Genomic DNA, 23694 nt, shown 5'->3' on the forward strand with positions numbered 1-23694 from the left:
AAAAAATGTTAATAATGATGTGCGTAGGGTTGAGTAGTTTGACAACCTTTGCACAGTCGCCAGAACGTCCAAAATTAGTCGTTGGTCTTATGGTTGACCAAATGCGTTGGGATTATTTGTACCGATTTGCTGAACGTTATGGTGAAGGTGGTTTCAAAAGACTGTTGAATGAAGGATTTTCTTGTGAGAACACATTGATTAACTATATCCCTACTTATACCGCAATTGGGCATAGCTCGGTCTACACGGGATCGGTACCCGCGATTCACGGTATTGCTGGTAATGATTGGATTATGGAGCAGACGGGCAAACCAATGTATTGTACGCAAGATGACAATGTCATCGGTGTTGGGACTACGGAATCCGAAGGAAAACAATCGCCTCGTAATCTTCTTGCTTCTACCATCACAGATCAACTGAAATTAGCAACCAATTTTCAATCTAAAGTGATTGGTATTGCGATCAAAGATCGTGGAGGTATCTTGCCCGCAGGTCATTTTGCTGACGCTGCTTATTGGTTTGAGTCCAAATCTGGTAATTGGATTACCAGTAATTTTTACATGGACAAATTGCCAAATTGGGTAGCAGATTTTAATAAGAAAAAATTGGCTGAAAAATATTTAAAACAGGATTGGAAACCTTCTTATCCGTTATCAACCTATACGTCAAGTATTGCCGATGATAATATTTATGAAGGAAAATTTGCTGGTGAAGCGAGTCCAACATTACCACGGGCGACATCCAAGTTGATGGAGACTGAAGGTTATGAATTGATCAAAACGACACCTATGGGCAATACATTGACTTTAGATTTAGCCAAAGCAGCGATTGAACATGAAAAACTGGGTAATAATCCTACCAAGAACACAGATTTTCTGTGTGTCAGTTTATCTGCAACTGATTACGTGGGACACCGCTATTCGCTTTCTTCTGTCGAGATTGAGGATATTTATTTAAAACTGGATCATGAGTTGGCTGATCTTTTCAATTATTTGGATAAGACAGTGGGTGCTGGCAATTATACATTCTTTCTAACGGCGGATCATGCTGCATCTTATAATTCGCGTTATTTTATGGATATGAAGGGAAATGGTGGATATTTCCCAAGCAGACAGATTATTACGGCATTGAATGAAAATCTGAAAGCTAAATTTGGTCAAGAAAAATTGGTTAAAAGTTTAATGAATTACCAAGTTCATTTGGACAATGAAAAAATTGAAACTTTAAAACTTGATGAAGAAGCGATCAAAACGGATATCATCAAGTATTTGAAAAAACAAGATGGTGTTGCATTTGTATTTGATATGTCAAAAGGAGATGCGTTGCAGGCGCCAATGGCTATTCGTGAAAAAGCTATAAATGGATACAATATAAAACGTAGTGGTGTTATTCAGATTGTGGTAGAACCGCAATGGTATGACGGTACACCTCGTTCTACAGGTACAACACATGGTACTTGGTCGAGTTTTGATTCTCATATACCACTTGTATTTATGGGATGGGGTATCAAGCATGGGGTGTCTAATAAAGCAGTTAACGTAACTGATATTGCACCTACACTCGCGGCATTATTGCATGTCATGGAGCCTAATGGTAGTATTGGTACACCTATTGTAGAAGTGCTAGGGCAGTAGTATTGCTTCTAGTGCTATATGGTAAATAGCATTTATTAAAGTTCTGCTACACGATATTTATTAATAGACAAACCCTGTCTGATAATTGAAAAACAATCATCAGACACCGATAAAAAATACTCAAACGAATAAATTTGTTTTTATATACAATGCAATTAAAATTGTAAATAGAACAAATTTATCTAAGTTTGTAGATAAATTTGATTTAAGAGTATGCTTTCTAAAAAGACAAAATATGCAATTAAAGCCTTAATGGTTTTAGGTAGGAACTACGGAAAAGATCCGATGCAGATCGTAAAAATTGCGGAGGAAGAAAATATTCCGAAGAAATTTTTAGAACAGATATTGTTAGAAATGCGTAATGCAGGAATTTTATATAGCAAGAAAGGCGCAGGCGGTGGATACAGTCTGAATAAAGCACCTGAAGATGTTTATCTATCACAGGTGATGCGGTTGATTGATGGCCCTATTGCTTTATTACCTTGTGTGAGTCTTAATTTTTACCGTTCGTGTGATGAATGTACTACAGAACATGCTTGTGGTATACGGGATACTTTTGTCGAAGTCCGTAATGCGATGCTACAAATACTAAACGATACGAGTGTTGCGAGTTTAATTAATAAAGAAAAACAATTAAACTTGGACATAACAGAAGAGCGCTAGTTAAATTAAACATATGATAAAAAAGGTCGAATTAGTCAACTAATTCGACCTTTTTTATTTTTAACGAAAATTTAACAAAAATCATACGATTAAATCGTATTTAAACTATATCTTTAGTTTTTAATAATTATAAACCAAACCTAATGGCCAAACTCTATTGGAGCATAGTACTGCTGTGCTCATTTATGATGACCAATTCAGCGCAAGCACAAACAAAAATATCGGGAGAGATTGTTGATTCGAAGGATGGGGGAAAACTCGGAAAAGCTGCTGTTGTGTTATTAAATGCTAAGGACTCTGTACTAGTAAAGTTTGTGAGAACAAAAGAAAACGGAGATTTTAGCTTTCCAAAAATAGATACTGGATCGTATCGATTTATTGTATCTTTTCCTCAATATGTTGATTTTGTAAAGGACATTAAGGTAGGTCAAGAGACTATTGATTTTGGACCTATTAAATTGTCAAAAGCAGCTTTACTGTTAGAAGAAGCACAAGTAACTGGTCGCATTCCTGTTGTTATTAAAGGAGATACAGTAGAATATGATGCCGGTAGCTTCAAAGTAGAGAAGGATGCAAAAGTGGAAGATCTTTTAAAGGTTCTGCCAGGTATGACCATTGACGCAAATGGAAAAATCACGGCCAATGGAAAAGAAGTGAAAAAAGTCTTATTGGATGGCGAAGAGTTTTTTGGTGATGATCCAACACTCATCACCAAAAATATCCGGTCGGATATGGTCAGTAAAGTGCAGGTATACGAAAAGAAATCAGATTTAGCTGACCGTACAGGTGTCGATGATGGTGAACGGACACAGACTATTGATATCAAACTAAAGGCTGATAGCAAAAAGGGAATGTTTGGACAGGCTACCGCAGGGGGTGGTACCGATAATTATTATGGTGGAAAAGTGATGGCCAATAGATTTAGTGGTAATCAAAAGATTGCTGTATTTGGTATTTCAGCCAATGACGGTATGGTGGGGTTGGGCTTTGAAGATGGTCAGAAATATGGTGTAGGTGGATCTGGTAATGTCGAGATGATGGATGGCGGAGGTATTATGATTTCGGGAGGCGATGGTTCGGATGGTGGATTTGATGGTAATTATTACGGAGGTGGAGTACCAAAAGCACTTAATTTTGGAGCTAGTTATTCCGATAAAACAGCCAATGATAAGCATAAGATCAATGTTAACTACAAACGCAATCAACTAAATGTCACGAATACGAGTACTTACCTTGCACAGAATAATCTTCCTGATCAAGCACGTATTGACAATTCCAAAACAAATTCTGATAATGAGAGTCGGGTAAATGCTGCTAATCTGCGCTATGATTATAAATTAGATTCCTTGACCGACATGACTGTGAAGATGGGGTTTAATAAATCACAACGCGATAATTTTTCTGAGACATTTGGTGGACAGCAGACGATAGAGGGGGATACAATCACTCAAACGAATGCTCGAAATAGAGTAAAAAGCGATCAAGAGAGATTCAATATAGATCTTTTGCTCACCCGTCGTTTTAAAAAAGAAAGAAGATCGTTGACTGTAGCTCTAAATACAAATACTAATCAAAGCGATGGTAAAACAAATTATTTTTCAGGAACCTATTTTAAGGTGAAAGATAGTACGGCTACAATTGATCAATTTAAGCGTGATAAAAATAAAAATACCAACTTTGGGGCATCGATGACGTTTACCGAACCTTTGTCTAAAAGGTTAACTGCTTCTCTCGGATATTCATTCCTTAACAATACATCAGAAACCTTAAATCAATCTTTTGATCAAGACCCCGTCACTGGTGAATATACGGTATTAGATGAGCGCATCCTTAATGATTTTGATTTTACGAGTATAAAAAATGGATTGAATACTTCTCTTAATTATAAGGATAGTAAGCTGACCGTTAATTTGAGTAATCAATTGGATTATGAGGATGTGAAGCGAGCATATAATAATTTGGGGACCACACTTCAACGTAATCAAACGTCTATTCGACCAAGTTTTTTCTGGAAATTATAAAATAACCAAAAGCAAAAGCATTTATTTTCGGTATTCGGGTAGAACGGTACAACCCTCACTTACGCAGATTGAGCCATTAAAACAAAACTCACAGCAATTGGTACAGTATTTAGATAATTTTGATTTAAAAGCCGGCTTTAATAATAATTACTCTTTAGAATTTAATTCTTATAAGCAGCTTAAAGATCAAAGTATCTATGTGTATTTAAATGGTTCACAAGGGATCGACAATATATCGAGTCGGGTGACCTATTATGCAGATGGTAGGCAGGATATCAAATATGTTAATGTTGATAAGGCGAGCTGGAATATATACGGGGGTACAGGATATCGATTTGTCCTGCATAAAAAATGGGGATTAAATTTGAATCTTGGGGCTAACATTGATTATTATAGTCAGTACAGCTATTTATCAATCGGTAGAACAGAGCCTCAGCTAAATCAAAATGAAAGTTTGAATCTCTCTCCTAGCATAGGGCTTAATCGTTCTAAAGCTAATAAAATGGATTTTTATATATCAATTAGTCCAGGGGTTGAAAATCTAAGCTCTTCTTTACAGCCGGAATTAAGTAGAACATCTTTCAAAATGAATACGTTTGGTAGAGCAACATATTATCTACCAAAGGATTTTAAAATATCATTGGAGGGGCGTCAAAATTATAAGAGCGCAACCCAAACCTTGGAATCGATCAATATTGTCAATATGAATGGTTATATATCTAAAAAGTTCTTTAAAGATAAATCATTAGAAGCACAACTTTTTGTCAACGATATCTTAAATAAGAATAGTGGTATCAATCGGTATCAAAGTGGGACATCCTTTATTCAGTCCAGCAATGAAGTGTTGCATCGCTATGGCATGTTGAAAGTGATTTATAATTTTACAACTATGAAAGGAGGAAAATAAGATGAGAAAATATATTGTAGTATTGCTGTTATTAGTCTGTTTTATGGCAAGTGCCTCTGCACAGTATGCCTTTTTCCCGAGCAGTGGAACGATTACATATGAGCGGAAATTTCACTTACAAAACTACCTGAAGCGCAATTTTTTAAATAAGCCAGATTTGGGTACGTGGGATAAGATCAGTATAGAGCAGGCGGTCAAATCGGGACCTGTAGAGATGATTACGCACCATAGCTTGAAGTTCTTCGATGAAGAAACTCTTTTTGAAACGATAAAAGAAGAGTATCCTGCCAATTATCGCAATGTGTCTTGGTATAGTCCATTTATTAGTGACTCGAAAACCTATATCAACGTTAAGGAAAACAGTTTCCTCAAGTTGTTGCCTTTCGGTGATGAAGAGTTATTAATGAAAGATTCATTGCCCACAGTGAAGTGGAAATATACGGATGAGTATCGTAATATTGCAGGATATGATTGTCGCCGGGCAAACGGAATTATTCAAGATTCCATCTATGTCGTTGCGTTCTTCGCTAATCAGATCCCTGTTCCTACAGGACCAGAACTTATCCATGGTCTACCAGGTATGATATTAGGAGTTTCTATACCTAGTATGAATATCAATATGTTTGCCACCAAGGTAGAGCTCAACAATACTCCAGTATCCAAGGTGCTGACCAAGAAAAAGAAAGTGGTAGCAGAGCCGAAAGCAGCAGTGATTGCCAAATTAAAAACTTCCGTTTACGATTGGCTTGGTGAAAAAGAGTTTAATAAAAAGCTGAATGCCATTTTATTTTAAACAAGAAAAGGGAACGCTAAGTTCCCTTTTCTTGTTTAAAAAGTATTATCTAATGGTACTGCCTGGTTTAATGGCTGTTGTTGGATTGACAAAATCCAAACGTCCATCCGCATCCTCTGCCATTAAGATCATCCCTTGTGAAGTGATTCCTTTGATGTCTCGAGGTTCAAGATTAACCAGTATCGATACCTGTTTACCAATGATATCTTCTGGAGCGAAGAATTCTGCAATTCCAGAGACTACTGTACGTTGATCTATACCTGTATCTATTTTTATTTTCAATAACTTTTTCGTTTTGGCTACTTTCTCTGCTTCCAAGATCGTACCCACACGGATATCAAGTTTTGTAAAGTCCTCAAAAGCAATATTTGCTTTAGCGGGTTCTGTTTTGACATTTGCAGCTGCATTTGCGATTTTCGCTTCAGCCAATTTGTTTAATTGAAACTCGACTTGCTCGTCAGTTATTTTTTCAAACAATAATTGTACTTCACTCAGTTGATGCCCATCTGCAATCAAATCAGCCCTACCTGCATCAGCCCAATTCACCTGAGAAAAATCAAGCATCTCGAACAGCTTAGTCGCTGTTTTAGGAAGAAACGGTTGCGCTAAAACAGCTAAATTGGCAACGATCTGAGTCGCTACATTTAAAACTGTTTTTACACGCTCTTCATCAGTTTTGATGACTTTCCACGGTTCCTCATCTGCCAGATATTTATTTCCTAGTCGAGCCACATTCATAAATTGTGCTAATGCTTCACGAAAACGATATTGTTGGATTGAACCTGTGATCGCATCCGGGAACTTTGCCAATTCAGCAAAAACATTTTGATCTACTTCATTTAAAGGAGATCCACTTAATACTTTTCCGTCAAAATATTTATGCGATAGCACCATGACACGGTTGACAAAGTTACCAAAGATGGCAACCAGTTCATTGTTCACCCGCGCTTGGAAATCTTTCCATGTAAATTCACTATCAGATGTCTCTGGAAGAATAGAAGTTAATACATAGCGTAATTCATCTTGTTTTCCAGGAAATTCTTCTAAATACTCGTGCAGCCATACCGCATGATTACGAGAAGTCGATAATTTATCACCTTCCAGATTTAAGAATTCGTTTGCTGGTACATTGTCTGGAAGAATATACTCCCCATGAGCATGTAAGATCGCAGGAAAGATAATACAGTGGAATACGATATTGTCTTTTCCAATAAAATGGATTAAGCAAGAATCATCTTCTGGATTTTCTTGTTTTTTCCAATAATTTTCCCAGTTTTTACCGTTGTCTATAGCCCATTGTTTTGTCGCTGAGATGTAGCCAATAGGAGCATCTAACCATACATATAGTTTTTTGCCCGCCGCTTCTTTCAGTGGAACATCTACTCCCCAGTCCAAGTCACGTGTCATAGAACGGGGTTGTAATCCTGATTTCAACCAAGATTGACACTGTCCAAAAACATTTGATTTTAAAACATCTTTTTTACCTTCGATCAACCATTTCTCTAACCAAGGTTGGTATTTATCCAATGGTAAGTACCAGTGCTTCGTTTTTCTTAATACTGGAGTTTTTCCACTCAAAGTCGATATTGGGTTTATCAAATCTGTCGGACTTAATGAAGTACCACATTTCTCGCACTGATCCCCATATGCTCCTTCGGACTTACAATTTGGACATGTCCCTACGATATAGCGATCTGCTAAAAATTGATTAAAATCTTCATCATAATATTGCTCTGAGAACTTCTCGATGAATTCCCCTTTTTCATATAAATTCAAAAAGAACTCTTGAGACAACGCATGGTGGATAGGCTCGGAAGTGCGGTGATAGATATCGAACGAAATACCAAATTCTTCAAAGCTTTCTTTGATCTGAGTATTGTATTTATCAATGATTTCTTGTGGTGTGATACCTTCTTTTTTTGCACGTATGGTAATGGCAGCTCCATGTTCATCAGAACCACAGACATATACGACGTCTTTATCGTTTAGGCGTAAATAACGCACGAAAATGTCGCCAGGGATATATGCGCCGGCCAAATGGCCAATATGCAAAGGACCATTAGCATAAGGCAATGCAGATGTAATGGTGTAACGTTTTTTGGATATATTACTCAATGCTATACAGTAAATTAATTGTTAGCGAAATAAAAAAACAAAGCAAATGTTTGTTTCTTTGACAAAGATAATTCAATTTGCGGTATTAAAATAAAGATTATGACGAAAATACCTGAATTTCTTAAAGCAGGCGATAAAGTCGCAATTGTCTGTCCTGCAAGTTTTATTCGAGGAAATATAGATGTAGCTGTTAAAATATTAGAATCTTGGGGTCTGGAGGTGCTTGTGGGCAAGACTGTCACCGCGGCGTACCATCAATTTGCTGGAGATGACCGTCAAAGGGCTGATGATCTGCAATGGGCTTTAGATGATCAATCGATCAAAGCTGTTTTTGCAGCACGCGGTGGATATGGTAGTGTGCGCATTATCGATCGGCTTGACTTTTCGAGGTTTAAAAAACAGCCCAAATGGATTGTTGGGTTTAGTGATATCACGGTACTTCACAGTCATATCCAAGGTCAATTTTCTATTCCGACCATCCATGGACAGATGCCCAAATCCTTTGAAGCTGGTACTGCCGCTTCTTTGCAAACACTGAAAGCTGCACTTTTTGGAGATGCGGTCGACTATTCATATCAGCAAGAAGAATTCCCTAATCGAGCAGGAGAGGCTGAAGGTATCCTTATTGGAGGAAATTTAGCTATTCTTCTATCTGTGTTAGCATCTGAGTCAGATGTCAATTACGATGATAAGATCTTATTCATTGAAGATGTAGGTGAGACTTTCTATAGTGTCGATCGGATGTTATGGGCGCTGAAGCGTGCTGGTAAATTTAAAAAATTGAAGGGTTTGATCGTAGGTGGTTTTTCCGGGATGAAAGATGCTGATCCTTCATTTGGACAATCTGTATCTGAAATTGTGATGGATAAAGTAAGGGAAGCAGATTTTCCTATTGCATTTGCTTATCCTGCAGGTCATATTGATGACAATCATGCATTAGTTTTTGGGAAGAAAGTCAAATTAAAGACAACAAAAAACAAGGTTTCATTAACATATATCGATTAAATACTATGGCCATATTTCAAACTTTAGGAAAATACAAAGATTTCGGTTTATTGATCATGCGTGTTGGACTGGGCGTGATGATGATTGTTCATGGATTTCCAAAGATGATGGGGGGAGTGGAGACATGGACGAAGTTGGGCGGTTCTATGGGAGTTTTAGGCATCCATTTTTTACCTGTTTTCTGGGGATTTATGGCGGCCATCACTGAAGGAGTCGGTGGACTATTTCTATTGATAGGACTTTGGACGAGACCGACTTTACTTTTTCTCGCATTTACCATGATTGTTGCCGCGCTTTTTCATCTTGGTAAAGGAGATGGAATTAAAGGGGCGTCCCATGCGATTGAATTATGCTGTGTGTTTTTAGGACTCTTATTTATCGGTCCAGGTAAATACTCTGTCGATAAAAAATAAAAATATCGCTCTATAAGCTGTTAATAGCGATGAACATAACAAATGCAGTATTATGAAAACGGAATAAAATTGGATAGGCATTTTGAAGTTATTCCTTTCAAAATAAAGAGACCAGAATTTTTTAACTTTCTGGTCTCTTTGTTTTACATTTAACAATTCAGAGTTGTGTTTGGCATTATCCTACGTAAATGACCACCATCTTAATGCCTGTTTTTGCATCAGATCAACTCTACTCTTAATAGGTGGATACAATACCCAGACCACCGTTTTGTGTGATTGTTCTGAACTTGTAGGTTGATTTATTGTTAAGAGGAATCGCGCCTTTGTATTCTTTTGATTTTAAAGTCGGCTCAGTATTATCTTCTGTATAATAAATTTTGAAACCGGGGTAATCGGTATTTGCTACCAATTTTCCATTTTCCAGTTTAACTCCAACAGCAGGAATTCGGTAATGATATCCCTTATTTAATTTGTCCAATTTCTTCAATTCATCGTTTCCTAACTTCTGCATAAAGGCAGCATAACCTTTTTGATAAGTCTGACTGTCAAAATTTTCGCCATTCTCCCAGCTTTGTTCAGGAGCCCATCCACGATCGGCAACAGCCAATAAACGTGGAAAGATCATTTCCTCAAGACGGATATCATTATTGATTTTTTCAGACCAAAGAGCAGCTTTGACACCTAAGAAATTTGCTTTACCTTTTTCAGTCAGATGCACTTTGTTTTTTGCAAAATCTTTCGGTAAATCATTTCCTGAATTGTCTTTAACAAGGTTGATGTAGTAATTTTCCGGAGCAAAAGAGTATGTTTTATTGATGTCAACCAAGCCTACCCAGCTGTGTCCAGGTTCAGCAAAGTTATGATCCCAGGTCATATCCATATAGTTGTTATAAGCAGAAGTAAAGACAACTTTGTAGCCCGCATTTGCCAAGCGATAAGCCAAATCTTCCTGTCCACCACCAATCAGGTTGTTCCAAACATTTAAGTTGATACTATGATCTGCAAGTGCAGGATTTACATCCATTCCTTTTCCGAAATTTTTCATCCCCATTTCTTCCCAACCCGACATAATCAAACCTTTGGAGTGGCACAATTCATTAATACGGTTGATGTAATATGGCCACACATCATGTACAGAAGAGATATTATTTTCTCTCATAAAAGCTTCGATTTTAGGAGACTTTTCCCATGCACCAGCAGGAGTTTCATCACCACCTAGATCGATCACTTTTAAAGGTACACCTGCTTGATCATGCATTTTTTTTATCTCATCGATGACTTTACTTAAAAAATGGTATGACGAAGGTAAGGCCGGATTTAATACATTGTCATTCCAGTTCTGTGCTGAGTTATAAATCGACTTGTCTTCTGGGTCATGTAACACATATTCTTCAGCAGCTTTTAAATCTCCAGCTTTCTTTAGTTTATGGTATCGCGCTTCCATTGATTTTATCGCAGCACGTGCATGACCTGGAGTTTCAATTTCAGGGATCACATCAATATGTCTAGCGGCCGCATATTTCAAAATATCCATATAGTCTTGCGTGCTGAGGTATTGTTTCTCTTTAGTTGCAGCGCCCGATCCATAGGCAGGTTGTATCGCATTCCCATCTTTATAGTTGGCAGATCGTACACTCCCTATCTCAGTCAATTCAGGTAGTCCCGGTATTTCTAAACGCCAGCCTTCATCATCGATAAAATGAAAGTGAAATTTATTGAGTTTGTATTGGGCCATCGCATCCAGGATACGGAGTACCTCCGCTTTGCTATGGAAATTACGGGCGACGTCCAGCATAAAACCACGGTATGGGAAACGAGGTTGATCTTTTACCTGGGCATACGGGAAATTTAATGTTTTGTTCTTGCTGTTCCAATCTACAGCAGGAAGCAAAGATTTTAAGGATTGCAAGCCATAGAATACTCCTGTTGCAGTACTTGCTTTAATCTCGATTCCTTTGCTATCGATGTTCAAAGCATAAGCTTCATCAGCAAATCCTGTTTCCTTGACGATTTTAATTTGTGCTTCTCTGTTTGGAGACTTTTGACCTTTTACAGCCGTTTGTTCTTGCAGGAATTGAATGAATAATGCGGTTTCATTATTAAATTCGGGATCATTACTGATGGAAATCGTATTGGTCAGTTTTAAAGATTTTGTTCTGTCAACAGTAATTTTTGCAGGTAAGGGTAAGATATCTTGTTGTTTACCGTTTGCAAGGAGTGCATTACTGGCAAACTTCTGTTCTAAGTAAGTTCTTTGTTGTTCCTGTGTAAATGTGTTTTTTTGTGCATCATATTTTTTGATGTCCGCATAAGTCCCTTTGTCGTCATAGCTAATGTAAAGACCAATAGGACCATCCGTATAATTGATCAAGCCACCTAGTGTCGTGAAATTGATCTCGATGGTATCTTTCGGTTTTAAGGTGAGATTGCTTTTCGCAAACTCGATCTGGAAAAGATCTCCATTACGATGAGACAATTTAAATCGGGAGTCAACAGATTTGGCATCTATTCCACGGATAAAATTAAACCATAGCGACCAATCTTTGAGCGCCAGTTGCTGGCTGTCATTATTTTGTATGATCAATTTAGAGGTTGGATTCTTTTTTAGGCTTTTTCCTGTCGGAACTTCCCAGCGCACTGAAATTTTATTTTCAATATTTGATGGTGACTGTGCAAATAGATTTGCAGTCAGCAAAGCCATTGTGGTGGACAGCCAAATGGACTTTTTATATGGTTGAATGTTCATCAATGAATAAGTTGTTTGGTTTGTTGTGTATCTAAAGATACAATTTTTAGAGAAATAAATAATTTTATCATATTTATTTTGGTAAATTAAATATACTTTCTATATTTGCACACCGAAACACAAAAAGGCCCGTTCGTCTAGGGGTTAGGACGTTAGATTTTCATTCTAGAAACAGGGGTTCGATTCCCCTACGGGCTACTAAAAAGCGACTCCAAAAGAGTCGCTTTTTTTATGCGCTGTGTTTGGGATATGTCCTTTTTTATGCTAAAGTATTTTTGTGTGATTTATATAAATTAAAACCCTTTTTAATTCCATTTTTTCCGTCAATTAATCTTTCTCAAAAGAAGCGCATGAATTATCTTTTCATTCTCTATCTATGGTATCGTTGTCATACTAATCAATTTTAAGTTAACATGTGCTTACGGTGAGTTTGATTATGTAATAAATCACATACATGGAATTTATATGGGTGAATTATATTATTTTTGGAATTTATGCTATTAATTAGCATACAAATTAAACTTAATTTAATGATGAATAAAAGAATTATATATGGTTTATTAGGGGTAGTTATTTTCAGCGGAAGTTTAAAATTTGGGTATGCCCAACAAAAGAATTTTGAAACCACTACCGTAGCAAGCCTTCCCTCTATATTTCCCTCACCTGTGTTTATGGAGCTTCAAGGAGAGAGCTTTCCTCTTGGACAGTCCGTTACTTTAGTCGCATTACCAGAGGTTGGTGAGTATACTAAAACTGCAGTAGTAAAGATGCTGAACAAGGCAGGAGTGAAGAATGTAAATACAACCCAAAAGATTCCTAAGTCAATTCGAGGTACAGTAGTGATTTTAGGGGAGAGTAAAAATGGGGAAGGAAAATCTCTTATTAGCAATCACAAAGGAAATTTAGATAATCACAAAGAAGGTTATGTAATTTCTAGTGGAAAGAAAGATCAAGGATTTTTAATTTCACTAATAGGTCATGATGCGCATGGTCTATTTCATGCCACACAAAGCTTTGCACAGTTAATTACAAACGCTTTCTTTCCATCATTATTGATTCAAGATTACCCAGCTCAGCCTATCCGAGGTTCTGTGGAAGGATTTTACGGGAAACCCTGGACTATGCTAGAGCGCGAGCAACATTTATTCTTTTTATCCTCTGTTAAAGCCAATACCTACGTATATACGCCAAAAGATGATCCTTATGCTAGAGATAGATGGAGAGAACCTTATCCAGCAGACACCTTATCAGAACTTGGTCGTATAGCAAAGATTGCAACCGATAATCATATCAACTTTGTTTATGCAATATCGCCTGGTCCAACGATTTGTTTTTCATGTAAAACAGATTTTGATCTGTTAAAAGACAAGGTAAATGCCTTAAGAAGTGTGGGTGTGCGTAGTTTTTATTTGGCATTAGATGATATTGAATATCAAAAATGGAACTGTAATCAAGACTCGATCACTTTTGGGAAATCCGGCCCCGAAGCTGCCGCTGTGGCACAATCATCCTTATTAAATAAATTGCAGGACTATATCAAGGGAGTAGATCCTGAGGCGCCAAATTTAATTATGGTTCCCACCGAGTATTATGATGCTAAAGAAACCCCGTATAAAGCCGCATTGCGTAAAAATTTAAATCAAGATATCGTTGTTCAATGGACAGGTACTGATGTCGTTCCGCCATCAATTTCTATAAATGATGCAAAAGCAGCTACTAAGGTTTTTGGAAAACCAACATTGCTCTGGGATAATTATCCTGTAAATGACTATGCAGAATCTAAAGGAAGACTTCTTTTAGCGCCATACGATAGAAGGGAAGCAGGATTATCAAAACAGCTTGCTGGCATTTTGTCCAATCCCATGAATCAGGAAGCTGCTAGTAGAGTGGCCATAACGGGAGTGGCTGCTTTTGCCTGGAATGATCAAGATTACGATGCTTCTCGTACTTGGACATTTGCTGCTCGTCAATTAGCTGGAAATAATCCAAAAACTACTCAAGCATTATTGCTGTTTTTCGATACCCAGCACTTAGCCCCAACATTTGGAACTCACCCTTGGCAAGTGCAAGCACCATCATTAAAGTTAATTCTAGATCAGTTTAGAGGTGCCCTTTCGTATGGTAATAAAGATGACCGTGCGCAGGCTATTAAAAGTCTACTAACTCATGCTCAAGAATTTAGAAATGCTCCAAATATTATTCGTTCAGGAACAATTGATAAGGGTTTTGTCCGTGAAGCTGGACCGTGGTTAGATGCGATGGCAATATGGGGAGAGGCTTTAGAATCTGCTGTCACAGGTTTGCAGGAGCTAGAGATGGGTAAAAGCAATAGTATCGGTTATTTTGAACAAGCTCAAGAACTCGCTAAAAAGGCGGCGGTTATTCCATCAACTCCGGGCGCAACTCGCTTTGAGGGGCCAGTTAAAATTGCAGACGGAGTATTGGATGTATTTATTAAGGATGCACCAAAATTACTTTATATAGCAAAAGGTAGTAAGTAGATCATACTTTTTGGTCAGATTAATCAAACGAGAAGATTTTTCATCTTTCATTGAAAGAGCAGCTAAAGGCAATTCCTTTAGCTGCTCTTTTTTAATGAAAGGTTTGATGATGTATAATTATATCACTGCTACATTAGGAAGTTTACCAGAAGTGGCAATCACGACACATTCAACAGTTCATTACCAAATTACGGTTACAAAAAAATGATCTTTTGAGGGAGAACCATTTAGAATTGTTTTTTGTCTTTATGAATGCTCCCATCACAAAAGAAGACTTCATCAGACCAATATAGTGTTTAGGAGCTAAATTATTTGATGGTGATATCGTTCATACTTTTTAGATATTTAGGTGATATTTTAAGGAAATTCGAAGGCTTTATATATAAGTCTTATGTTTTGGAAAAGTATTTCAAATTATAATGATCTGCGATTTGCCAATTGCAATATTAACATTTGTAGCACGGATATTTGATTGATATATAAAATATCGATCTTATGGAGCTAAGCTTTACGACGTGAAGATCGGTATGTACAATGCTGTAGATCCGCAGGAAGAATAGATTTTAAATTACCCCCTTCTTATAATTTTACCTTAAAATTCAAATAGAATTTAACCAATCTCTAACGTTTAATTTACGGTTATATTTGTGATAAGTTTTGGTTATTTATTCATAATTAAGATATTTATTTTTTTACTTAATTTGTGTTTTAAGTTATTCTTTATAATACTCCGCTAATTAATGTCTATCGCATACCGAATGTCCGTTATAATTAATTATTCCTCTAAATTAGAAGAATCTGCCCTCTCATAGTTGTTATGAATGAAGGGCTATATTTGATGGTGTCGACCATTTAAGCCCCTAAATTAGACGAATCCCCCCCCCTAGTTGTTATTAATGAATGGCTATATTTGATGATGTAAACTATTTAAATACTGTATCAGTCAGTATGCACTACTAATTATAAATACGAACCAACTAAAAATGATTAAGATTCTCTATAAACTAATGAATAATTTATACTCTTCATTTCTCGTATTTTTGCTTATTAATCTCACTTGTTTTAATTCACATGCTCAGCGTAATTCAACGGTTTCGGATGTCAATGCTGTGCTTCTTAATGCAGGTGAAAACAAATCAGAACTTGAGGAGGTTCTGAACTATTTTAAGAATAAGAATGATACAGTCGGTTTAAAGTCTGCGGAATTCTTGATTTCAAATATGGATATACATCAGGCAGTCAATTATTACTGGGTTGATTCTTCGGGCTGTAAAATTGATTTTAACGAATTTTCATATCAAAATTTTAAAGAATCAGTTACTTCATTTAGGCAAATTGTTGAGAAAAAAGGTCAATTGACCCCTGTTCCATTTAATTCTGAAGACATTAAAACCATCGATGCGAAATATTTGATAAATAATATTGAAGTTGCGATAAAATCTTGGAAAAACTCGAAAATCAAGAATATACCCTTCCAAATATTTTGCGAATATATATTACCTTATCGGGTAACAATTGAACCTATTCAGAAATGGCGCGAAAATTACCAAGAAGAATATAAATGGATTACTGATAGCCTTTTTAGCTTAGACTTAAAAACAGTTATGGGATTAGCTCAAATTGATTATAAAACGTCTTTTCTTTTTACATGGAATAAGGAGTCTCGTGATGAACCCTTGCCTAGATTGGGGGCAAAACATTTAATTTTCAGGAAAAAGGGAGCATGTGAGGATGTCGCGGCTATGGTGGCGTTCATATTTAGATCTCAAGGTATTCCTACAGCTTACGATTACATCCCCTTGTGGGGTACTTCTTCCGGAAAACATTTTCTAAATACCGTATTTGATGCCGATATGAATGCGGTTAAGTTCGATATCACTTTGCCGGGCTCACCTGTCGATCATACGCTTCCCAGGGAACCCGCAAAAGTTATCCGTACTACTTATTCGAAACAGAAGTCATCACTTGCATTTCAAGATTCGATCGCTAATATCCCTCCTGGCTTTATGCAAACGCAAAATTATATTGACGTTACAGCTGAATATTGGGATACCAGAGATGCTTATAGTAAGCTTTATCAAACTGAAATGGACAATCAGGTCGTTTATGCATGCATGTTTAGTGATGCAAAGTGGCAACCAATTTGGTGGGGTAGATCAATTGGAAAAAATGTAGTGTTCAAGGATATGCCGAAAGGCACGGCGATTTTACCGGCCTTTTTTAAAGGTGGCAACCTAGAACCAGCCGGTGACGTCAGGATTAATGGATTTAATAATGAGTTAGAACTTAAACCAGACTATGGTAATTTAAGAAATATTATAATTGAGGAAAAACAGGGTTATTTGATATTTAGAACTGATAATATGTACTCGCTATACATTTGGGATAGGGAGTGGAAACTTGTCAATAAACAAATGTATAACGATGGCTCGAGAACTATGTCGTTTGAAAATGTACCAAGGAATGTGCTAATGGTGCTAGTTCCGGAGTACTCGCAAGGAAAAGAAAGACCATTTATAATAACAGAAGATAATGCACGACATTGGTTTTAATGCTATGATACATAAACTAGTTATTTTTTTAGTGGGATTTTTTATTTGTATTCCACTTTACGGGCAGGTTCTAGGTGATTTGCGTGGATTTGATAATAGTATTGTGATACAAGTTTACGAAATAGTAAATATTGTTCCAATATCCGAAGAAAAGCAAGTCTTTTTGGCAGATGAGCTTACGAAACTTGGGTTGTCTAAAAAAAGTGTTGAAGAGAAATCACAGATACATAACAAAAGTGGTAATTCTTTTGATGATAAATTGGCAATACTTAAAAGTTTATTGTCTCCTATTGAATTTTGTGACTATCTAGCCTCTACAGCTTTTGTGGATGTAAAGCTATCCTCTGAGGTTTCCCAATTAAGATGGATTGTGAAGGATAGAAAAAATCTTAATTTAAGTGACCTACAAATAATGAAGTTACTGTCGGCCATTGATGAGGTAGAAAATTTGTACTTCTATCAAAAGAAATTGAGAGATAGTTTGGAAAACTTGACAATGTCCAAAAATCTTTCAGAAGATCAAGCTAAACGGTTTTTCAAAGGTAAGCTTCACCTGTTTGCACATAATAATACAGTGGACGCTCTTAACGTATCTAATTTAAGCTTATTGCTCGAGGAATTAGATTTGAAAATTGAGGATTTATATAATATTATATATAACTATGAGTTAGAGAAGGCGATTAACTTCGAATGGTTAAAGCTCAAAGAGAAAAATCTTGATGTCAATAAAGAGTATGCAAAACTGGCACTTGATAAACCTTCTGAATTGATTCAATTTGAAAGCTTTCAGAATTCATCATATAATCCAAGAATCAGCCATGTCCTATTCAAAAGAAAGGAATTAGGCCTAAATACAAATCAAATTAACAGTCTATCTTTATCGCTAAGGCAGTATTATGTATTAGAATATAAACAACGTTACGAAAAAAGTACTATTGATTTAGTGAAGTTTGAGTGGGCAGCCATCTCTAAAGTCTTACACGGCCAACAGTTCCAGCTTTATGTAGTCGTTCGAAATCATGAGAATGCTAAAAGCGATTCTGAAAAAAACCTCACTTCACTTGAAAAATTTAATCTTTTAGATCAAGCTAATCGCGATGCTGTGGCAAACCTTGTTTACGCTTATAATCTTAAGGTACGTAGTGCCGGCACTTGGACAACAATTGATCCATCGCAAAAGAGACTTTATGATCAACAGATTGCAGTGGACCAGAAACCAGAGATACTTAAAAAGCTTGATGTCGCAGTACAGAAAGAGAAAGAATCAAAGATGATTAAATTTTAACTGAATGTTTGTAATACTTGCATTTATTCATTTTTATTCGATTAAGCCGCCTTAATATCAAATTATGTAGTTGAAAATTATTTTAATTAATAAAAATTATTATGAAAACTGTAATAACCATTCTTATTATCGCTCATGTATACTTAATAACAAGATACTGTGTGTCAAAATTGTTTCCTAAGGAAGATCTTGATGAGATAACAAAATTGAAGAGATTAATAATAGTCGCCTTTATTCCATTTTTTGGCTATTATTATGTGTCTAATCTTGAAAAATAAATAAAAAATATGAAAATCAATTATTATTTCCTGTTTCTATTATTAATATTATCTTCCTGTGAGAAGAGAGAGAATATCGAAATGTCAACAAAAAATTCAGAAAATCATACCCTAAAAGGAAGGTTAAGTAGTTTAGGTTTCAATCAAATCGATCCAGGTAAGTTACAGAAAGGAATTTCTTACCATGAAATAGCTTCAGACGATGAATTAAATACATTACTAGACCAATTAGAAAATAAAAGTTTTCCGACATTGAAGAAAATAAGTGTTGAAGCAAATACTAAATCTAATCAATCTTATAAAATCTCCCCAAACAGTACACTTTCGCAAGCATTTTCGCTTTCTGAAGAATCTGGCGGCGGTGGAGGCTCTTTCGGTCCTGGCTTAGCATTTGGTGTTATTCCCATCCGAGTAAGCTTTTTTGCCAATTACTCCTATCCATGGTGCGACCTAGACGTAGAAGTAGCAATGACCAAAAATGCACATGGAAATGTAACCGGACATTTGGTTACCGTGAATGCAACTAGTGGAATAGGTGGTTTTAATTTAAATAGTTCGACGGCTTCCTCGCAACAGACCAATAGTGTTTTATTCTCGTTTAGTGGAATTCTTTATTGTGGAATACATTATCAGGGTAATTACTATGGCAGTTCTGGAACCATTACTGTAGAAGGGCATGCCACCACTGCTGGAGGAGGACGAGCAACATTCACTCCCATGAATTAAATGTAAATAGGGATCAAGTTAGCGAACGAATTGACGGTAAAGAACTTAGTCTGATAATTTTTTTGTATAAACAAAATTGTACAAATAGTTATCAGACTAGCTTTGATATATTTTGTTTATCAATAATTAGTTATAAAAAATGCTCAATCCCAGCAGTGCATTTCGATTTTACTTCGATCGCTTCTATATATTTTCGATCTTTATAGTACTACCTTATTGCGAGCGTTTTTTTTCTGACGATGTCTTATCTGGTTTAGGATTAATATTCTGCGGTTTGAATACCGTGCCGTTCATTGCTATCGTTACCACAGAAGTCAAAATAAGCCGTCTCATTGGAGTTATTTGTATGGTTTTGCTCTCATTAAGTATTATGTTTTTCATAAGCTTCGACTTTTTCAGGTTGCTTTTATGTTCCAATTTCATCGTGCTAGTATTATATGTAAGCTCATCAAAATTAATAATTCAGGATTCCTCAAGTCTTGCCTTTCTTTCTTTTGCTAGTTTTGCAATTCTCCAAAACAATGATGGATATTTTCACAATAATGGGCTATCATTTATCTATCTCGCTCTATTGTTGCCCAACGTTGTTTATTTTTATTTCAACTCTCATAATGTTTTTAAGGTTGTATGTTTTTTTCTCTTCGTATATCTCTTAAAAATTAATGAATCTCGGCTTTTTGTTTTAAGTTGTTTAATTTCAGTTTTTTATGTTTTTTTGATTGTGTATAGAGAACACGAGCATTTTAAAAGACTCTTTGTATCATCGATAATCATAGTTTTCGTATTATTCGCTTTTATCATTACGAATTTAAAATTTAGTTCGACATTAGGACGTTTTGAAATCTACAAAATATCGCTAGATATGATTACTGATCATCCATTTAGCGGTATAGGTTTTGATAGTTTTAAACTTCATTATAACCTTTATCAAGCTAACGCCGTATTGAATAAATCAGTGATGAATGATCAACTTTTAAACAATACTTTTTTTGCAATAAATGAATATCTCCAATTGATTGTTGAATTAGGGATTGTTGGGCTCATATTGGTAGGGATTTATTTTTGTTTTGTTCTAAGGATATTAAAGCGATTACCTGCTCAAGTTGACAACGAGGACTTTGTCTATAAATTGTTTTTTGCGATCTTAAGTGTTTTGTTTTTATTTTCTTATTGCTTACACTCTTTACCTTTGATTCTACTTATTTTGACACTTATATCGCTTAGTAGGAAAGAAAATGCTGTGTTTCTTTTAAAAATTTCTAAAAAATACTTATGGTTTATTATTTCATTTTTTCTAATTTTATTTGTTTTTCATGCGTTTTTATACTTTCAGTTGATAAATCTTCAAAACTCTAGATCCAAGAGTGTTAAAGTGGATGGATATTCTACTTTATATCCTTTTGTATTTCACAATCCTGTTTTTTTATACAATTACGGTGTTCAGCAATGGGAAAAAGGTGAGGAAGAGAAAGCTCTGAAAACTTTCTTAGAGTGCACAACTATGCTATCGCATGCAGATCTGTATATTTATATAGGTTTGTGTTATCAAAAGTCGAAATTGTATTCAGAGGCCGAAAAATACCTTAATATTGCTAGGTATATGGTACCTCACAAATTGTATGCAAAATATTGTTTAATGAACTTATATATTGAAAAAAATGAGTGCGATAAACTTATTGATATTGCTAAAATAATTGTCGAACAAGATTTAAAAGTTTATTCAATGTTAGGAATGCAGATAAAGGATAGTGCTGAATTTGTTCTCTCAAACAATAAATGTCTCGTTCAAAAGTATGGTAAATAACTTTTGATCAATGAATTAATGTATCAAATGTTAGATTTTTTTTACTTTATTTATAAGAAGATATTATGGCATTTGATAAAGTGCAGAAGAGAAAGCTCTTAAGTAATCAAGATGAGAATAATGAGCAACAAGCTAATTGAAGGCCGAAAACCTATTTATTTTATTTCATTGCATGTCGCTCAGAAAGCAGGAGACAAAGCAAGCTATACAAAAAAATAAAGCTTTTGATAATCAGTATTATCGAGACCTCATTTTAAAAGCGTTATCACAGCATAGTACTATGTCCCGAAAAGATATTGATGAGTTGTTATGGAATAAATTACCGGATTGGATGACAGAGATACAGAGGAAGAAGAAAGTAGAAAACTTATTAACGGAGCGTAGAAAATTTAATAAAATTACCAACAAAGGAACTCGTAAACACTCCTCTTGGGAATTATTAAGTTCATTCTAAGAGAAAGATTAGGGAAAGAAATCGGAGAAAGATTAGGAAAAGGATTATTTGTTGTTTTTTTTGAACGATCATTATTTATAATTAATTCAAAAGAATATAGTTTTTTAATGTTATATTATTGTTAATATATTGTTATTATTTGGCATTATTTGAGAAAAAATATGTTTATTATTTATCTTTATCCGATAAAAAATATAAAAATTATGAATAAATGCATAAAGTCATTTTTATTTGCGACCTTAATATTAATTTCGGGGTGTAGCAAAAAAGGAATAGATGATCAGATTACCTCAAAGAAAGCAAGTTCAGCTGCAATACCTAGCGTGAACTTTAATTGGGAAACTGAAGATTATATGCCCGGAATGGTAAATAATAATCGAGTTTTAGTCCCATGGGCTAGCGGTTCAAATAGATCTTATCCGGACCATTTTATCGGAGACCACAGAAAAATTGAAGGTTGGGAGTTGGTTTATAATACTTTTGGTTTACCCCAACATAGTGGTCCTTTTGTTTTTGCGCTTTATAATAAATATCGTGGAACGCTTAGAATATATTCCTATATTCCCCCAGGTCTCAGTATACCAAGTTTTTATGCTCAACACGCTCTGGAGTTGCCAATGGGCATAGACTCAAAGATGCTGAATTTCTCTACTAGAGGAAAGATAAATATAGATTCTTCGGATATTAGAAGTAACCAAATCCAACCATACAAAACGGCTGCGACAGGTAATTGGTATGGAGCTGAATTTGATATTGGTTATGATCCACAAATAGCAAACAAAGAAGCGACATTGAGTGCATTTAAATTTGAAACTAATTCGGTCAATATCCAAAATGTTGAATTAAATGGTGTATCTAGTTCTACAGTGAATGGTACTATTTCAAATTCTGCATCCTCAAGTTTAGGCTCTATGCTATTTAATAAAGTGCAAAGTGGGGTGATCTCAATAGGAAGTCTTGCAGCATTGAATTCGTTTGGATTTACAGGCGCTTTACAAACATCACTAAAAAACGCATTTACATCAGCTCAATCAGGTTCTTTAAATGGATTAATGAATGCAGTCTTAGGTTTAGGAGGAGGCAGTAGCGGTACGACTTACAGAGTTAAATTGAACATTAAATCTGATCATAAATTCACTGGTAGCATTCAGGAAACATTTAATATTCATAACATATCTTTGGCATTACCAGGGACAAAAAACATGCAGAATGTTCAAGGAGTAATACCATATTACAATAGTGTAATGGGTGTCTTTAATCTTTCGCAGAAACCATTAGTAAAAGGCGCCTACTCTGTTACTACTTTTAGAGGGAAAAATGGTACAAGCGAGGTAAGAGTTTATAGAGCGCCTTTTACGATAGACCAAAGCAAAATTTCTCCGGTCTGGAACCCCGCAATTATCAATGCAAGTTCAAGCGGGGCACATATTGCAAACTATAAAATGGAAGTCTTCACTTACGTAATTGCGGAAAATGATTTATGGCATAATGAAATTGAAGATGCGCTACCTTCCGGTTATCAGGTTTTTGAATTCGAAGGCCGAAAAGCAGCGATAGTACCTCCTGGAACTCCTCTTCCGCAAGAAAATAGATATTATGCCGGCACAGAAACAGGCGACGGCGAGTATTACTTGAGAAAAGGTTATGGTTACGGTACGTATGGTAAAGAAATGCAGAATGAATTTATTAGGGTATCTTTTGATGTAGTTCCAAATAACGGTGATCCATCTACAAAAGTTGTAAAGTCTTTTTCATTAATTTGGGATGGTATAGTTACACAATAAAATTAACACCCTT

16 protein-coding genes and 1 tRNA gene are annotated in these 23694 nt (G+C 35.7%); 15 read left to right on the forward strand and 2 right to left on the reverse strand.

The window, feature by feature from the left end:
• Positions 1 to 14: 14 nt before the first annotated feature.
• The 5 genes from pafA to AC06G9_RS00520 all read left to right on the forward strand — a co-directional run bounded on the left by pafA (position 15) and on the right by AC06G9_RS00520 (position 6018).
• A complete protein-coding gene (pafA, locus tag AC06G9_RS00500) occupies positions 15 to 1634 on the forward strand; it encodes an alkaline phosphatase PafA (protein WP_293928788.1) in 1620 nt (539 codons plus the stop codon).
• Positions 1635 to 1847: 213 nt separating this feature from the next.
• Complete coding sequence (locus AC06G9_RS00505) at positions 1848 to 2297, forward strand: RrF2 family transcriptional regulator (RefSeq protein WP_045754669.1); 450 nt, start codon at positions 1848 to 1850, stop codon at positions 2295 to 2297.
• Between the two features lie 143 nt (positions 2298 to 2440).
• Complete coding sequence (locus AC06G9_RS00510) at positions 2441 to 4318, forward strand: carboxypeptidase regulatory-like domain-containing protein (RefSeq protein WP_480957328.1); 1878 nt, start codon at positions 2441 to 2443, stop codon at positions 4316 to 4318.
• Between the two features lie 19 nt (positions 4319 to 4337).
• Positions 4338 to 5225, forward strand: coding sequence for an outer membrane beta-barrel protein (locus tag AC06G9_RS00515; protein WP_480958205.1), 888 nt, complete (start codon positions 4338 to 4340; stop codon positions 5223 to 5225).
• Between the two features lies 1 nt (position 5226).
• The gene (locus tag AC06G9_RS00520) at positions 5227 to 6018 is read left to right on the forward strand and encodes a GLPGLI family protein (protein ID WP_480957329.1); all 792 of its coding nucleotides are present in this window, start codon (positions 5227 to 5229) and stop codon (positions 6016 to 6018) included.
• 45 nt (positions 6019 to 6063) lie between these two features.
• Here the strand turns inward: AC06G9_RS00520 and metG are convergent, their stop codons facing one another.
• Positions 6064 to 8133 (reverse strand): methionine--tRNA ligase, encoded by a 2070-nt coding sequence (metG, locus tag AC06G9_RS00525; RefSeq protein WP_248755067.1) that lies wholly within the window; start codon positions 8131 to 8133, stop codon positions 6064 to 6066.
• Positions 8134 to 8232: 99 nt separating this feature from the next.
• On the opposite strand from metG, the gene AC06G9_RS00530 reads away from it, so the two are divergent.
• Together AC06G9_RS00530 and AC06G9_RS00535 are read left to right on the forward strand one after the other, a co-directional pair.
• On the forward strand, positions 8233 to 9138 hold the full coding sequence (locus tag AC06G9_RS00530) for a S66 peptidase family protein (RefSeq protein WP_480957330.1): 906 nt from the start codon (positions 8233 to 8235) through the stop codon (positions 9136 to 9138).
• 5 nt (positions 9139 to 9143) lie between these two features.
• On the forward strand, positions 9144 to 9551 hold the full coding sequence (locus AC06G9_RS00535; protein ID WP_248755065.1) for a DoxX family protein: 408 nt from the start codon (positions 9144 to 9146) through the stop codon (positions 9549 to 9551).
• 235 nt (positions 9552 to 9786) lie between these two features.
• Here AC06G9_RS00535 and AC06G9_RS00540 read toward each other — a convergent pair whose 3' ends face one another.
• The gene (locus AC06G9_RS00540; RefSeq protein WP_480957331.1) at positions 9787 to 12297 is read right to left on the reverse strand and encodes a family 20 glycosylhydrolase; all 2511 of its coding nucleotides are present in this window, start codon (positions 12295 to 12297) and stop codon (positions 9787 to 9789) included.
• Positions 12298 to 12423: 126 nt separating this feature from the next.
• Between AC06G9_RS00540 and AC06G9_RS00545 the strand changes: the two genes are divergently transcribed.
• The 8 genes from AC06G9_RS00545 (at position 12424) to AC06G9_RS00580 (ending at position 23681) form a co-directional block, all read left to right on the forward strand.
• A tRNA-Glu gene (locus AC06G9_RS00545) sits at positions 12424 to 12495 on the forward strand.
• Positions 12496 to 12827: 332 nt separating this feature from the next.
• Complete coding sequence (locus tag AC06G9_RS00550; RefSeq protein WP_480957332.1) at positions 12828 to 14798, forward strand: glycoside hydrolase family 84 protein; 1971 nt, start codon at positions 12828 to 12830, stop codon at positions 14796 to 14798.
• A 1007-nt stretch (positions 14799 to 15805) separates the two neighbouring features.
• Positions 15806 to 17350 carry a transglutaminase-like domain-containing protein gene (locus tag AC06G9_RS00555; protein WP_480957333.1) on the forward strand — a complete coding sequence of 515 codons (1545 nt, stop codon included), beginning with the start codon at positions 15806 to 15808 and terminating at the stop codon, positions 17348 to 17350.
• Complete coding sequence (locus AC06G9_RS00560; protein ID WP_480957334.1) at positions 17331 to 18635, forward strand: hypothetical protein; 1305 nt, start codon at positions 17331 to 17333, stop codon at positions 18633 to 18635. The genes AC06G9_RS00555 and AC06G9_RS00560 overlap by 20 nt, the downstream gene beginning before the upstream one ends.
• Before the next feature lie 287 nt (positions 18636 to 18922).
• Complete coding sequence (locus AC06G9_RS00565) at positions 18923 to 19639, forward strand: hypothetical protein (RefSeq protein WP_480957335.1); 717 nt, start codon at positions 18923 to 18925, stop codon at positions 19637 to 19639.
• Between the two features lie 370 nt (positions 19640 to 20009).
• Positions 20010 to 21443 carry an O-antigen ligase family protein gene (locus tag AC06G9_RS00570; protein WP_480958206.1) on the forward strand — a complete coding sequence of 478 codons (1434 nt, stop codon included), beginning with the start codon at positions 20010 to 20012 and terminating at the stop codon, positions 21441 to 21443.
• Positions 21444 to 21615: 172 nt separating this feature from the next.
• The gene (locus AC06G9_RS00575; protein ID WP_480957336.1) at positions 21616 to 21897 is read left to right on the forward strand and encodes a hypothetical protein; all 282 of its coding nucleotides are present in this window, start codon (positions 21616 to 21618) and stop codon (positions 21895 to 21897) included.
• A gap of 161 nt (positions 21898 to 22058) precedes the next feature.
• Entirely contained in the window at positions 22059 to 23681 is a 1623-nt protein-coding gene (locus AC06G9_RS00580; RefSeq protein ID WP_480957337.1) for a hypothetical protein, read from the forward strand.
• Positions 23682 to 23694 lie beyond the last annotated feature (13 nt).

It is taken from the genome of Sphingobacterium sp. MAE (assembly GCF_056711605.1).